Genomic DNA, 14,079 nt, shown 5'->3' with positions numbered 1-14,079 from the left:
GTGAAAGTGCGCTTAAAGTTTTTCGGCGGTGGATGTGAACCTCGTTCAATGAAGGAAGCGTTGAGACCGAGTCGCATTGGACGGCAAACAAGCGAGAAAGAGCAGCGGAACGATTGTGCACACTCAATTACAGCCCCCACTCAGGCAAAAACCCTTGAGTGGAACACCCGCCTTCAGATCGCCTACCGCTCCGTGAACGGCACAACCTATTTCGAGCACAAGAACTGGCTGGGAACCGAGCGTCTGCGGACGGACTACACGGGCGCGACCGCGGCTACCTATCAATCGCTTTCTTTTGGCGATGGATATACTCCCAACATTCTTCAGTCAGCCGCCGATCAGGATAACAATCATTTCGCCACTCTTGATCACGACAGCGAAACTGCCACAGAGCATGCTCAGTTCCGCCAATACGCTTCCGCTCAGGGCCTCTGGATGTCCCCAGACCCCTACATGGGCTCCTATGACCTCACCAATCCGCAGAGCTTCAATCGCTATAGCTATGTCGGCAACATGCCTATGGCTTTCACAGACCTACTGGGACTCGATTACGGGTTTGACTGTGGACCCGATTGTGTTGGGGTTGTAGGTACGGGGGGAAGCGGTGGTGGGCTGGTAGGAGGAACTCCCGGAGGGCCAGCCCCTATTTTGTCTGGAACAGAAAGATCTTTCGGGGGATACTGGTTCCCGGCCCCAAATAACCAAAACCGCCTCCACTGTGCCGCCCAATTTGCCAATCAGTTCAGCATCGCCGGGATAACAGGTCTCGACAACTATCATGGTTTTGGTTCCACATTCCTGAATGCAGCGCTTGGTAATACATTTTCGGGATTCGTAGACGCATTCGATGCCGGCACTGGCCAAAACGGCAAGAGCGGGTTCGACCTTTACCCGATGGGAGTTGCCGGTGGTCCACTATTAGGGATTCCCTTACCGGACAGTGCATCGCCAGGCCTCCAGGGTCCACTTAATACGGCACTTGCTCCTGCCATTAATGCGGCAACCACTACCTCTGTGACTACACTGGCAGGTGAAACCGCAATCGGGGACAGCATGGCGTTCCCGCTGGCTGCCGCGAAGTTCGCCTTAGACGGTCTTACGTTTGCAGCGGGGTATATCGGATGTCACCCGTAAATGTGAGCGTGCGCAACGCGTTGGAACTTGTGCACGACGGGTGGTTCTTGCTCATCTGCCTGTGCATTGTTTGTGGCTTGCTGTCGGCGCTCGCTGTGAAGACTCGCGAGAATGGTCAGTGGGAGGCATTAGTCGTGTCTCGGGCATTCCTGTTTCTGTTTGCTGCGTTCTGGATGATCGTTTGCATCCAAGGCTGGAACGATATTCGGAATGCGAGTGCGGTGAATGCTATGTTCTGGCTGAGCCCCTTCGTCCCGATCCTAGTTGCACTGCTGATTGCAGGAGCCACATTCTTTATCAGGCCCTCAACGGATGAGGATGATGAAAGCACCTGAAGCATCGCCCCAAATAACGGTATCAATACGAAGCATCTAGCGTGTGCTGCTGATGCAGCGCATATTCGCTCATCAAGACTATGAACTTCAACGATGCCGGAAGAATGCAAGCCTTCACAAGGCTGAACTCTCTCACCGGTGGAAGTTGGAATAACGCTCGAACAGCGATCAATGAGTTGGAAGGGGCAGCTTCTACAGCTGGAACAGTCGCAAATCTCCTCAATACGGCTTCTGCCGCTTACGACATCTACCAGTGCTACCAGACAAAATGAGAAAACTGATCCGATATTACGCATTCTGGTATGGGTGTTTGGGAACGCTTCTCTCCCTCGCTTGGTATGTTGCGGCCCTCTATAACCGAGCCACAATTCCAAACGATGTTTGGATCGTCGAGACCGTGTTTGCGTTTCACGCAACCGCTGCAATCGCTACGTTCCAAAGAGGGGCGGGTCCGAGGGCTTGGTTACCCATGATCCTTGTGACGCCAGCGAGACTCAAATTAGCAAGGGCTGTGTTCAGCATATCTCTCCTAAACTTCATCTGTTGTTTGGGAGTTTTCATCGTAGGAGTTGGTCTGGGGAATCAACCGCTTGTCGAGAGAATGGTTTCTTTGATTCTGACGAGCTTCTTGCTAATGAACACCATCTACATCTTCATCCACTGGGCTTTTCGACCGCAGAACCTCTTCTCTGGTTCATTCATCCGAGCCATTTCTGATCCGCTTGGGATACTTTCCCATCGTACTGATGACCGATGAAAGCCGTGTTGGGGTGTGAATATTCCTACGACGTCACTCCTCTTCTTGTGGGGGGCGCGAATTGCGTTGCCCCAAATAACCCAAGTGTTTTGAAATGTGCCTCAGATTTTGCCGACCGTACAAGTATTGCTGGAGGTTTGCACGCACTCGGGATAGGTAATAACGGCGGGGTAGGAGGTTTTCTTACAAATGCTCTGGGAGGTAATGCTGTCAGTGGATTGGTGAACTTATTTACAGGTCAAGGATCGACGGCAGATGTTGCTTTCGGGGGAACTCGGGGAGGTTTGCCTGGAGCCGGAGAAGGGCCGGCGGGACGACTCAGCAATGGAATTGCAGGCGTTGTGCAAGATTCGATTGCTATTGGAGCGAACGGTATCCTCAATGCTGGTGGCGAAATCACAACACTTGCAGGGACTGCCACAACGGCAGGTCTTACCGGAGCAGAATACGCAACAGGCGTGGGATGGATAAAGTTTGGATATGACGCTGCATCATATGCGGCGGGGCTTGCAGGTTGTGCTGCTGGCTTAATCAACTAGGTTGGGAGACAAATGGGGCGTAGCGGAGCTTTGACTCTTTGGCAGCAAATCATGCTAGATGTATTCGCGCCGCCGATTATTACGGCCATCTGGTGGCTGTTTTCAGCGGGATGGAGTGGGCTGCTCGGTACATCGGAAAGTGACGTCGTAAAAAGCTGGCGAAGACCCGCAATGTGGACGGTATTGGCGGTCTGCTACATTTTGATGTTTGGCATCACCGCTTATGCATATTTCTTCCGGCACCGTTGATGCCCCAAATAAACCGAGTGTTCTCAATTGTGCTTCTGGCTTCGCGCAGAGGACAAGCCTAGCCGGAGGGTTGAACAACCTCGGAATAGGAAATAACGGCGGTGTAGGCGGATTTCTCACGAACGCTCTCGCTGGAAGCGCTCATGGACTCAATCACCTTCCACCGCTGAAACCGGCGCTCCTCTAAACTATCCCTGACATGAAAAAGTCCCTTCTCAGCGCCCTCGCCCTCTGCCTTGCAACCGTCCTCCATGCGCAGGCCGTTCCGCCCTTGCAGCATGCCTCACTCGGCGACCTGAAGCTCCAGAGTGGCCAGACCATTCACGACTGCACCCTCGCCTACCGCGCTTTCGGCAAGCTCAACGCCGCGAAGAGCAACGTCGTCCTCTATCCCATGTGGTTCACCGGACGCAGTGGCGACGCCAGCGGCAACATCGGCGCCGGCCGTCTCGTCGACGACTCGAAATACTACATCCTCGTCCTTGATCCCCTCGGCGACGGCTTCTCCTGCTCGCCCTCGAACAGCACCACCCAGCATGGCGTCGGCTTCCCCCACTTCACCATCCGCGATATGGTCGATGCCGAACACCGCTTCGTCACGGAGTCCCTTCACCTCACCCACGTCCATGCCGTCATGGGCATCTCCATGGGCGGCATGCAGACCTTTCAGTGGATGGTCAGCTACCCGACCTTCATGGACGCAGCCGTGCCCATCGTCGGCACTCCGCAGCTGACCTCCTATGACGAAATGCTCTGGAACTCCGAGAAGCTCGCGCTCAAATTCGACCCAGCCTGGCAGGGCGGCCGCTACACCACGCAGCCCAAACTCCCCATCGTCGCCCTCATCCATGACATGAACCTGACCACTCCCGAGTTCCGCGTCGATCACACCACCCGCGAAATGTTCCCCGGCTACTTTGAGCGGCTGACCACCGAGGGCCGTCCCTTTGACGCCAACGACTACCTCTACCAGCTCAACGCCATGCTCACCCAGGACATCACCGCCGGCGGCTCGATCTACGACGCAGCGGCCAAGGTCAAGGCCCGTACCCTCATCATCAACGCCAGCCAGGACCACATGGTCAACCCCATCCCGGCCCTTGCCTTCGCGAAGCTCATCCACGCCCAGACCGTCGTCCTCGACTCCGACTGCGGCCACTCCTCGCCGGGCTGCGATATGGGCAAACTCAGCCCCATCATCGACAGCTTTCTCGCCGCAAAATAACCCGCAAAACCACGACCGGGCGATAATGATTATCAGGTGATAGTAATTATCGCTCGGGGGTGTCTTTGGCATGCAACGTGCGCAAAATCGCCTCATTTGCGCGCCGTAAATCATCTTCCGTATCCACGCCGATCGTCTCGAAATTCGTAGGGGAAACGTAGATATCGATGCCGTTTTCGAGAAACCGCAACTGCTCCAGCTTCTCGATTTCTTCAAGACGGCTCGCCGCTAAATCAGGAAAGCGCAGCAGCATTTCACGCCGGTACGCATAGAGCCCGAGATGTTTGCGATAGCCCGCAAACCCGCTCCGGTCGCGGTCATGAGGGATCGTGGCCCGTGAAAAATAGAGCGCTCTTCCATCCCTCGCCGTCACCACTTTCACCGCGTTAGGATTGTCCACATCCACCGCCGCGCATGGTGTGGAGAGCGTAGTTACGCCCACCTCCGCGCGGCTGAAGGGAGCCAGCAGCGCCTCAATATGCTCCGGCCGCAACAGCGGCTCATCCCCCTGAATATTGACGTAAATCCCCGCAAAAACTGACTGCGCGACCACATGCAGACGATCGGTCCCACTCGCGCAGTCCACTGGCGTGAGCATCGCAGCGAAGCCCCGTGACTGCGCAAACTCCATCACGTCCGCAGAGTCGGTTGCGATCAATACATCATCCAGCAGGGGGCATTGCTGCGCCGCGCGATACACCCACGCCAGCATGGGCTCGCCCGCGATCTCGCGCAATACCTTGCGCGGCAGCCGCGAAGACGCAAGCCGCGCCGGAATCACTGCAATCACGCGCTGCGAAGAAGGAGCAGAATCGGTGGACATAAGCACCCAGTCTATCTTGTACGCTAAGCGCAAAAGACCAAAAAAAGGGCCCCTCGAGTGAGGGGCCAATCTGCCTTGGTTCTCTCGTTGTGTGAGAGCTTGGTAGGGATACTTATCTCGTTATTGTTGTATCCACTAAATTTTTATTGCCTCGAACCGCTGGTTGCGACGCAGCACCCTGGGGGGAGGGCTGCTGGGGGAGACTGCTGCGTCGCGCCAATCGGCGAACCGCCATTCAATAGATGACTAGTTCAAGGCCGCTAAACTGTTTTGCATCATCACTACACGGACCACGCTGCCCGATTTGGATGACACGCCGGTTGAATCTGAGAGTGGTGCGTTGCCCATCGCGACCTGATGAATGCGATAGACGGGAACCTGGTGCTGCTCGACAAGGTAGCGAACTACCGAATCGGCCATGTGCTGCGAGTTCTGAATGCCAGCCTGACCGCGACTGTGGGAATATCCCTCGATCTCTACGACATAGCCTTTCTGCCCTTTCAGCTGCGTTGCGAGCTGATCGAGTGCGTCCTTCGCCTTGGTGTTCAACACGGTCTGGCCTGGACGAAACGCGATTTCGGTTTCATTCACTTTTTGGTACTGATCGAGGTTCGAGACTGTTGAGCTCAGCTTGCTTGTCTGTGCAGTTGCCTGCTGCGCCGTCTGCTGCGCCTGAGAAGCAGTGCCGCTCGCGGTGGTAGCAAGCTGGTTTGCCTGATCGGCTGCGGACTGCGCCTTATTGATTCCTGCCTGAGCGCGTGAATCTACATCCTTAATGTCGTTGGCATTCTTCGCCTGAAGCTCATCAAGTTCGTTCAGGCGGCCCTTGACGGGATCCAACTGACGATTGACCCACTTCTTGCGAGCCAGCGGATTCATGTGGCCCCAGAAGCCTTCCTTGGACTTCGTCTCAAGTGGCTTGCCAGTCGCAGTTGTAGAATCGGTCTGGGAATTCTGGGAAGCGCTTGCGCTGCTCGCTCCATTCGCAGAAGCGCCCGTTTGCACCTGTGCAGAGCCCGATTGCGCATAAGCCTGTACTCCAAGGCTCGCTGCCAAAAGCAGCGCAGTTACCGCTCCAGGGATCAAGTGAGTTTTCTTTGCCGTTTTCATCTTCCTTATCCTTCTTCCTTGGCTTGGAACACACACCGGCGGCTGCGCAGCTACCTGTATGCACTGTGATAGAGCACATGGGTGGCCAAAGTGTGTCCCAGACTCTTGGGATTGGTTCATCGCCTTCAAACCAATAGCTTTAGATGCTAAATCCCAGGAGCGCGCAGTCTTATTTCTTTGCTCGGTAATAGGCCGGGCCGAGAAGTTTTCACTCGCCCTGCAGGAAAAAAGTGCGCTGTGAGTAGTTTCTGCGCGGCACGGCTGCGGACTGACCAGCTACTGCACAATGAGCGTGACAGCGGCATCGCGCCTGATGCCGGGCAGGGCCCCGCTGAGGGTGAGCGTGTAAGTCCCGGAGGTGGTCGAGCCAGCGGCGCTGCCCGGCGGGGGGACGGATGAACCTCCCGAGGAGCTCACTCCGCAGGCCGTGGGCAGGAGCGTCAGCACGGCTGCGGCCACTGCGATCAGTCCCAGGCGGCGGCGACGCGGCAGAAGCCCCAGGGGCAGCAGGCAAGCGAGCGCGAGCGCGGTCCTTGCGCGGGACCACGGCGTAGACCAAGGGCCTGCAGGTTCAGGAGCTGCCGCGACGGCTGCAGTTGTGACGGTCATGGTCACCGTGCCCGTGACTCCACTTTGCAGGGTGAGGCTGGTGGGATTAACGGTGCAGAGAGTATTGGCAGGCGCGCCCGAGCAGGTGAAGTTGACAGTTCCGCTGGAGCCGGGTTGGGGAGAAAGCCGAAACTGCCAGCTGGCCGTCTGGCCGCTTGTGATGACGATGGTGGGGTTGCCAAGGAAGTTGAGGTTGAAGTCCGCTCCCGCTCCGCTTAGCTGTGCCGTAAGCGGGGCCGACAGGTTGCCACCGCTGACGATCAGGGCGCCAGTCTGGGGACCGGTCTGGGCGGGATCGAATACGAGACCGATGCTGCAGGTTGCGCCGACAGCGAGGCTGCTTCCGCAGGCATTCGCGGCACTCTGCAGGGAAAAGCTACCCGAGACGGCATAAGCGAGGCTGGTGAGTGGAACCGCTCCATTGTTGACCAGCGTCACTACCTGAGGAGCACTGACGGAACCGACTCCCTGGCTGCCGAAGCTGACCTGTTGCGGGGAGGCAGAGACCACACCGAGCGGGGCAACGCCGACGCCGCTGAGCGCGATGGTCTGCTGATGAAGAATGTCAGTGATCGTAAGGGTTCCCGCGGCCGCTCCGATGCTGCGCGGTATGTAGCTCACGGTGACGGCGCAGGTGAGCCCGGCAGACAGGATCGGGCCGCAGTTGTTCACCGCCGAGAAGTCGCCTGTAGTGCGGACAGCGATCTCGGTAAGCGCCGTGCCGCCGCTGTTGGTGATTGTCACCGACTGAGGCGCACTCACAGCGCCCACGGTCAGGGGCGCGAAGACAAGCGCCTGTGTCGAGAGCGTGTCCGTAGCTGGCGACAGGCCTGTGCCGGAGAGCTGCGCCGTCTGGGTGCCTGCTCCGTCAGTGACAGAGAGAACGCCGCTGCGGGCGCCGGAGACCGACGGGGTGAAAGTAATGCCGACGGTGCAGCCGTAGTTCGGCTGGAGCGAGGCGCCACAGGTGTTCGCGCTGAGAGCGAAATCGCCGGTGATCTTCGGCGTCTGCAGCGTGGCGGTCGCTCCTCCGGTGTTCGAGATGGTCATGTACTGGACAGGCGAGGTGACTCCGTTGAGGACGCTGCCGAAGTTAAGCGCGGACGGAGTGAGCACAATGGCAGGCGCGGCGGCGCCCGTGCCGGTGAGCGACGCCGTGAGCTGGCCTCCGGGGATATTTGCAAAGACAGTGAGGGTGCCGGTACGCGAACCCAGAGCAGACGGCGTGAAGGTGACCTGAATGGCGCAGCTGCCGCCCGGCGCGATTGCGCTCCCGGTGCAGTTGTCCTGCTCGGCAAAGTCGCCGCTGACGGCGATCTGGCTGATGCTGAGCGGAACCTGCCCGGTGTCGCTGAGGGTGAGCGTCTGCGGTGGGCTGGAGCTCTGGAGCGGCTGGCCGCTGAAGGTCAGCGTCTGAGCTCCGCTGAACGCAGCTGTTGACTGCTGCTGACCGGCGGTGAGCAGGGGAATCTGCCAGAGGCCGCGGCCATAAGTGGCTGCCTGGAGCAGCGAGGAATTGCCTTGCTGGAAGACACGAAGAGCGGTCACCGGCGATTTGGGGAGCGACGTGCCGAAGGGCGTCCAGCAGTTGAGGGTTGGATCAGAACAGGAACTGACATTGCGGGTGACGTAGACGCCCGTATCGAGCGCGACGTAAACCGTGCCTGCGTCGTTGGGATCGACGACGACGCTGTTAGCCGGAGCGTTGGGCAGGTCGCCGCCGTTGATGCTGAGCCAGTGCGCGCCTCCGTCAATGGAGCGATAGATGGCCGGGCCGCCGCGGCCGTTGTTGTCAAAGCCCTCGACGGTGACGTAGACCGTCTGCCCGGTGGGATCATGCGGATCGACAGCAATGCTTGAAATATCAAATCCGCCGGGGTTAAAGAGTCCTGCGCCACCAGCCAGGTTAGTTACGGGATGACGGTAGAGATCGGACCAGTTGACAGGAAGGTGCATCTGGCCGGTGAGCGGGGCGACGTAGATGTGGCCCGGCGCGCCACCACCCGCGCCATTGAACGGGGCACCGCCATCAAGCGCACCGGCCATGCCCACATAGACGAGCTCGGGTACGCCGGGAGCATCGGAAGGGGTGCCGCTGGCCGCCAGCGACCTGATCTGCGCGTTGCCGTTGCAGTAAGGCTGCTGGTCGCCGTCGAGCATTGGACTAAGCGAGTCCAGGGATGCTCCGCCAGTGCCGGGACCGCGCCAGACGCGGCATGTGCCCACGATGACGTTGGCGGGGTTCTGCGGGTCGAGCATCCACGTGGCGGGCAACAGTAGCTGATCGCCGTCACTACCGACCTGCGTGCTCTGAATGAGGGGCGTGCTGAAGTTCTGGGCTGTGCAGGCGGCTCCGTCGACGCAGAGGTTGATGGCGACGCCCGGGCCGGAGCTGGCATACCAGTTCTGCGAACTCGCCGGATCTACGGCAGTGTGAGCCCCCTCCCCGTCGAGCACCTGTGTCCACGCTGGCTGGCCAGAGGCGGAGCTGGCGGTGCCCAGCGCGCCGAGTGCCACCAGCAGGGTTCCGGCATCGGTGGGGTCGCCGGAGAAGCTGCTCACCTCCGCCAGCGAGCCGAGGTTGGCATTGAGATTCTGATAGTGGGCCGCATCATCGGAGGAGCACGCAGGCTGGGTCTGGTTCACGTCATCGGTGGTGCGCCAGAGACCGCCGTCGTTGCCGAAGTAGATCAGCCCGATGGGGCCGAAGGTGCCATCGATGGCGTGGTTGGACGGTGCGACATAAGCGGCGGCACAGGTGTTGACGTTGGTCGTGTTGCGCCAGGTGAAGCTGTTCGCCATGCTGGCGCGGTAGACGTCTCCGGTTCCGGCAAAGAGCAGCGTGTCCTGCTGCGAAGGCACGGCGGCGAGCGTCAGGTTGTAGTCTCCCTGCGGAATGGTGATGTCGCCATTGCCTGCCTCAAGGGCCACCGAGTCGATCTTCTGCTGGAAGCGGACGGCGGGCGACGAGCAGGCGCTGCCGACCGCCGTGCAGACATCGCGATAAAGGCCCTGATCCTGGTTGTTGAGGTCGACCGTCCAGGTGAAAAGATCACCCGTAACCGGCTGCACGGCGATAGAGCCGCGGTAGATCGGGCAGGAGGTCGAGGCGGGCAGGCGAGGATTCGTGGGGCAGAGTTGCTGCGTAAGGGTGGGGCCGGGCTGATTTGCCAGTCGCGTCCAGGTAATGCCGTCGGGCGAATCGTAATAGCCGTGGAAGCGGACGGCGGCGTAGAAGCGCTTGCGGACGGGGTTCCAGACGACCGAGGTTGCCGGGTTGCCGCCGCTGAAGAGCTCATAGTCAGGCGATTGGATGATCTGGCCGTTGGCGTCCTCAATGGTGGCCATGTACCAGGTCTGCCCGGAATCCGTGGAGTAGTAGAGGCCGGTGGTACTGTAGCCGTCGACCGGCGCGTTGACGACGGCGCCTTCGATGGCGTCGGAGACAGCAGCGACTACGGTGCCGGGACTGGTCGTGCTCCACGCAAAGCCGGAGAAGGCTAGCCCAAGGAAGGAGCTGTTGCGGTAGCCGCCGTTGAAAGCGTCGCTGGTACTGGAGATCAGATCCCAGGTGTTGCCGCCGTTATCAGAGCGAAGAATCCCGCCGCCATAGTAGGAATCGAGCGCGTCGTTAGGGTCTCCGGTTCCGGCAAGAACCACGCCCGTCCCTCCGGGCTGCACGGTGAGCGCGCCCACGCTCAGCGAGAGGGTGCTGACGGTGGTGTACGCAGGAATGGCGTCGGTGAGCGGCGAGAAGCTGACTGAGCCGGGAGCGGCGGCGGCGTTGGTCGACTTCCACACGCCGCCGCCGGTCGTGCCTACGTAAACAGTGTTGCCGGTGGCGTCATGAGGATCGACGGCAATGCTGGTGACGCGGCCGGTAACAAGCCCGTAGGCGGCGGTGAGAACCTGCTGCGGACCGATGGGCGTCCACGGTGCGGCGGCAGCATCCGCCTGTTGGCGAGGTTGCTGCGTGCCCTGCCGCCGGTTGCCGGAAGCGGCCGCGGCATGCGGATCGATGCGACGCCGGGAGACGGCCCGCGCGGCTCGGGGAATACGATGGAGCGCGGTCTGCTGCGCCTTCATGGGGGATAAGCAGGATGTGCAGGCGAGTACTGCCGCGACTGCGGTCATTTTTCGCATACCTGCGATCACGCGTGACCCCAAAGCTGCCAGAACAAGGCAGAACTCCAGCTCAATAACGCACAGTCACGCGCGCAAAAGAGGAAGGACAGGTGGATTTGTGAGCTAAGTATGAAGGAGAGGGGTGGATCGACCAATATTACTTTTGTTTGGCGATTACCAGATGGGCGGACTCGACAGCGGCGGCAAGGGTGGCGGCGGAGGAACCTCAAGTGCAACGGGAGGCGCGTCGTTGGGAGGATCGAGTCTGCGGCCCAGCTCCAGATAGCGAGGCGCGTAGAAGTAAAGGGCGTAGGACTGCTTGAAGACTCCGATGACTCCGTAGACAGAGACAGCGGCACAGAGGTAAACGCCGAGCACGAGCAGCGGAAGCACGACTGCGGCCGCCATGAAAACAGCCCGTGCGACGATGCCGTGGGTCCAGAGCAGATGGAAGAGCAGAACCCCCAGCAGGCCGCAGGCCACGGCCAACAACCCCACCACGACAGCAGCTGCAAGCATCAGCACGGCGCTCAGGCCGATGCCCAGCACCAGACGCAGCAGGAGATAGAGAAGAGTCTGGCCAGGATACGCGGCGAAGAGATTTTTGAAGCGGCCAAAAGCACCCTCGATCGGTGCGTCCTCAAGGGCGATCGGTGGCAGCAGGAAATCCTGCGCAATCGCATCGAAGATCGAATAGAGCAGGCTGAGCGCGAACAACACGACAAAGATCGGCAGCAGCGCTCCCAGCAGCGCGAAGGGGTTTGCACTCCCCCCATGGCGGGCGAGAACGACAGAGGTGTGCGCCAGGTGGAGAAAGGCTGGGCCGGCGAAGACGGCTGCCAGCAGAAGAAACACCATCATCCCCAGGAAGAGGACGCCAAAGTAGCGCCAGGCCTGACGGCGATACTTACGCCACGGCACGCCTACCGCTCCCTCGCGGTAGAGCACCAGGTCAAAAAGGACGAAGCGGAAACGGCAAAATAAATAAGTAGCGCTCACCCAGAGGACGAGCATGATGAGGGCGATGACGGCAAAGATAGCGAGGCCCGCAACCGCCAGTCCGCTGCCGCCGCTGAACTGCTGCACGGCATGGCGGTGCTGCATGGCATTGTTCAGCGCCAGTTGTGCGCCCTGCAGCGGATAAGTAAAGACAGCGGAAAAAAATGCAGGCTGGGTAAGCGCGGCAACCAGAGCCAGCTTCAAAAAGATGCCCGTGCGCCCGGGCCCTATCAGGATCGAACGGGTACGGGCAAAGGCTGGCCCTATGGCGTCTGTTGCCGAAAGAAGCTCCATTGATCGTGAAGCTTACGGCAAGATCCGCCAGCGGGCAACAGGAAACTTAGCGCAGGCGCGCAGCAGCGAGCAGGCTGGCGTGGACTCTCCGGTGACGCGAGGAACGATGGACTCTATGGATGGACGCACGCACGACGCGGGGCCGTGCAGCCGGAGCCTGGGGAGCGCTGGCTACCTCCACGGGAGGCCGCGACATCAGGGGCATCGGCGCATAGCTGTCATAAACCGTGATGTGAAAGCAGGCCTGGTGGAACTCCTCTTCCACGTCGATCTTGCCCGCACTCTGCAGGGGAAGCAGATAGGCGCGCATCCAGGCAATCTCAGACATGGTGAGACCGTGCTTGCCTATGTCAATGGTTGCGCCGGTAAGGTGGGGTGAAGCGACATCGCCATCAGCCGGCGCGGCGTTGCCGTTGATCGCCATAAGGCGACGCTGGTACTGCACCGTACGCACCGCCGAGTTGACCTGCAGTGAGCGATGAAAACGCTCATAGTGAACGCGGCCAAGATCGGCAAGAAACCGGGCCGTCCAGGGACGGCAGTAGCGGCGATTCTGCGGCATCTCCGGGTTCACATGGAGGCCGTCTGTGACGGGCAGTGAGACCAGCAGCTTCTCTTCGCGAAGCTGATCCAGCTGCTCATCGTTTTCGATACGCTGAAGGCCCTCAGCCTGATTACGTTCGTTCTGGCGTACCAGCGACTCATAGGTGCCCTTGAGCGGCGGCAGGCTGGCAACGTGGCGCAGCGGAACGTCCGGGATAGTGGCATGAGCCGTAGTGCGGCCCGTCTGCATATGGCGGGCAACGCGGCGCATGTGCGCAACGGTGTGGTGATGACGGCGATGAACCGCCGCCTGCGAGGGCATGACCGAGGCGAGCAAAACCGCAGCGAGCAGAAGGGGTGATGCCGAGGCAGGCACAAAGCGCGATAACGATGAAAGATGCATGAAAAAGGAGCCGCGGAGACCAGTGAGCCTTTTCAGGCTATCGCGAACTAGGGTCTGGAACAAGTGCTGACCGTGGTTCCGATTTCTGTTGCGTCCCGAATCGGGCGCGGTACAATCGCGGCGTGCTGCGAACCCTTTTTTTTATGTGAGGCCTGCCATGTCCGACCTGAGCCCTGCTTTGAACGCTGAACCGCTCTCCCAAGTAGAACGCGTGGTGGATACATTCACTGCCCCCTCGAAGACCTTCCACGACATTCTGCGCAATGCAAGCTGGTGGCTTCCCTTTCTGATCAGCGTATTGGTTGCGCTGATCTTCTGCGGCACGATCCAGAAGAAGGTCGGCTGGGAGCGAGTCTATGAGAACATCCTGAATCAGAGTCCCAAGGCGCAGCAGCGCTTCGAGGGCATGGCTCCGCAGCAGGCGGCACAGGCCAAGGCGATAGCATCGAAGTTCACCGCCGTCTCCTCCTACATGTATCCGGTCTTCGGTCTGATCGCGGCCGCGCTCGCGGCTGCTGTGCTCATGGCCACGCTCAATTTTGGTCTTGGCGGCCATGCAAAGTTCAGCCAGCTCTTTGCTGTGTGGATGTACGCCTATCTGCCCGCGGCGTTGAAAGCACTGCTGGCAGTGCTCGCCCTTTTTGCGGGCGTCGGCGCGGATTCCTTCCTGATCCAGAATCCGCTGGGCAGCAACATTGGCTATTACCTTGGGAGCGATGTTCCGCTCTGGCTGCGAAGCCTGGGAACATCGATTGATCTTTTCACTATCTGGACGCTGGCCCTGCTGATTCTCGGCTGCTCGATTGTGGCGCGGGTCAAGCGAGGCTCAGCGGCTGCTGCCGTGATCGGCTGGTGGTTGATCATCACAATTGTCGGGGTAGGGTATGCGGCGATCGCCGCATGAAGCACAGTCACCAGTTCAGGCTGCGGGCTT

11 protein-coding genes are annotated in these 14,079 nt (G+C 59.8%); 6 read left to right on the top strand and 5 right to left on the bottom strand.

What is annotated here, in order from left to right:
- Positions 1 to 60: 60 nt before the first annotated feature.
- From C7378_RS00400 to C7378_RS00380, 5 genes are all read left to right on the top strand, one after another.
- Positions 61 to 1,134, top strand: coding sequence for an RHS repeat-associated core domain-containing protein (locus C7378_RS00400; protein WP_165876565.1), 1,074 nt, complete (start codon positions 61 to 63; stop codon positions 1,132 to 1,134).
- A gap of 2 nt (positions 1,135 to 1,136) precedes the next feature.
- On the top strand, positions 1,137 to 1,469 hold the full coding sequence (locus C7378_RS00395; protein ID WP_131990611.1) for a hypothetical protein: 333 nt from the start codon (positions 1,137 to 1,139) through the stop codon (positions 1,467 to 1,469).
- A 753-nt stretch (positions 1,470 to 2,222) separates the two neighbouring features.
- Complete coding sequence (locus tag C7378_RS00390) at positions 2,223 to 2,765, top strand: hypothetical protein (RefSeq protein ID WP_131990609.1); 543 nt, start codon at positions 2,223 to 2,225, stop codon at positions 2,763 to 2,765.
- Between the two features lie 51 nt (positions 2,766 to 2,816).
- Positions 2,817 to 3,014: a hypothetical protein gene (locus C7378_RS00385; RefSeq protein ID WP_207901278.1), complete on the top strand. Its 198-nt coding sequence runs from the start codon at positions 2,817 to 2,819 to the stop codon at positions 3,012 to 3,014.
- A gap of 199 nt (positions 3,015 to 3,213) precedes the next feature.
- Complete coding sequence (locus tag C7378_RS00380; protein ID WP_131990605.1) at positions 3,214 to 4,239, top strand: alpha/beta fold hydrolase; 1,026 nt, start codon at positions 3,214 to 3,216, stop codon at positions 4,237 to 4,239.
- Between the two features lie 46 nt (positions 4,240 to 4,285).
- Here the strand turns inward: C7378_RS00380 and kdsB are convergent, their stop codons facing one another.
- From kdsB to C7378_RS00355, 5 genes are all read right to left on the bottom strand, one after another.
- On the bottom strand, positions 4,286 to 5,062 hold the full coding sequence (kdsB, locus tag C7378_RS00375) for a 3-deoxy-manno-octulosonate cytidylyltransferase (protein WP_131990603.1): 777 nt from the start codon (positions 5,060 to 5,062) through the stop codon (positions 4,286 to 4,288).
- 246 nt (positions 5,063 to 5,308) lie between these two features.
- On the bottom strand, positions 5,309 to 6,172 hold the full coding sequence (locus C7378_RS00370) for an OmpA family protein (RefSeq protein ID WP_131990601.1): 864 nt from the start codon (positions 6,170 to 6,172) through the stop codon (positions 5,309 to 5,311).
- Positions 6,173 to 6,448: 276 nt separating this feature from the next.
- Positions 6,449 to 10,915, bottom strand: a complete 4,467-nt coding sequence (locus C7378_RS00365) for a choice-of-anchor D domain-containing protein (RefSeq protein ID WP_243647960.1) — start codon at positions 10,913 to 10,915, stop codon at positions 6,449 to 6,451.
- Positions 10,916 to 11,080: 165 nt separating this feature from the next.
- On the bottom strand, positions 11,081 to 12,199 hold the full coding sequence (locus C7378_RS00360; protein ID WP_131990599.1) for a DUF7544 domain-containing protein: 1,119 nt from the start codon (positions 12,197 to 12,199) through the stop codon (positions 11,081 to 11,083).
- A gap of 46 nt (positions 12,200 to 12,245) precedes the next feature.
- Positions 12,246 to 13,145 carry a DUF5715 family protein gene (locus C7378_RS00355; protein WP_131990597.1) on the bottom strand — a complete coding sequence of 300 codons (900 nt, stop codon included), beginning with the start codon at positions 13,143 to 13,145 and terminating at the stop codon, positions 12,246 to 12,248.
- 157 nt (positions 13,146 to 13,302) lie between these two features.
- On the opposite strand from C7378_RS00355, the gene C7378_RS00350 reads away from it, so the two are divergent.
- A complete protein-coding gene (locus C7378_RS00350) occupies positions 13,303 to 14,049 on the top strand; it encodes a YIP1 family protein (RefSeq protein WP_131990595.1) in 747 nt (248 codons plus the stop codon).
- The last annotated feature ends 30 nt before the right edge of the window (positions 14,050 to 14,079 follow it).

The sequence above is a fragment of the Acidipila rosea genome, assembly GCF_004339725.1.
GTDB classification, from domain to species: Bacteria; Acidobacteriota; Terriglobia; order Terriglobales; family Acidobacteriaceae; genus Acidipila; species Acidipila rosea.
Note: the sequence above shows the minus strand (reverse complement) of the source record. Positions and strands in the feature narration are given on the sequence as shown.

Bases quoted from the DNA above. Each gene is read 5' to 3' on its own strand.
- C7378_RS00390 (WP_131990609.1), top strand. From the start codon at position 2,223: ATGAAAGCCGTGTTGGGGTGTGAATATTCCTACGACGTCACTCCTCTT.
- C7378_RS00385 (WP_207901278.1), top strand. From the start codon at position 2,817: ATGCTAGATGTATTCGCGCCGCCGATTATTACGGCCATCTGGTGGCTG.
- C7378_RS00380 (WP_131990605.1), top strand. From the start codon at position 3,214: ATGAAAAAGTCCCTTCTCAGCGCCCTCGCCCTCTGCCTTGCAACCGTC.
- kdsB (WP_131990603.1), bottom strand. From the start codon at position 5,062: ATGTCCACCGATTCTGCTCCTTCTTCGCAGCGCGTGATTGCAGTGATT.
- C7378_RS00370 (WP_131990601.1), bottom strand. From the start codon at position 6,172: ATGAAAACGGCAAAGAAAACTCACTTGATCCCTGGAGCGGTAACTGCG.
- C7378_RS00365 (WP_243647960.1), bottom strand. From the start codon at position 10,915: ATGACCGCAGTCGCGGCAGTACTCGCCTGCACATCCTGCTTATCCCCC.
- C7378_RS00360 (WP_131990599.1), bottom strand. From the start codon at position 12,199: ATGGAGCTTCTTTCGGCAACAGACGCCATAGGGCCAGCCTTTGCCCGT.
- C7378_RS00355 (WP_131990597.1), bottom strand. From the start codon at position 13,145: ATGCATCTTTCATCGTTATCGCGCTTTGTGCCTGCCTCGGCATCACCC.
- C7378_RS00350 (WP_131990595.1), top strand. From the start codon at position 13,303: ATGTCCGACCTGAGCCCTGCTTTGAACGCTGAACCGCTCTCCCAAGTA.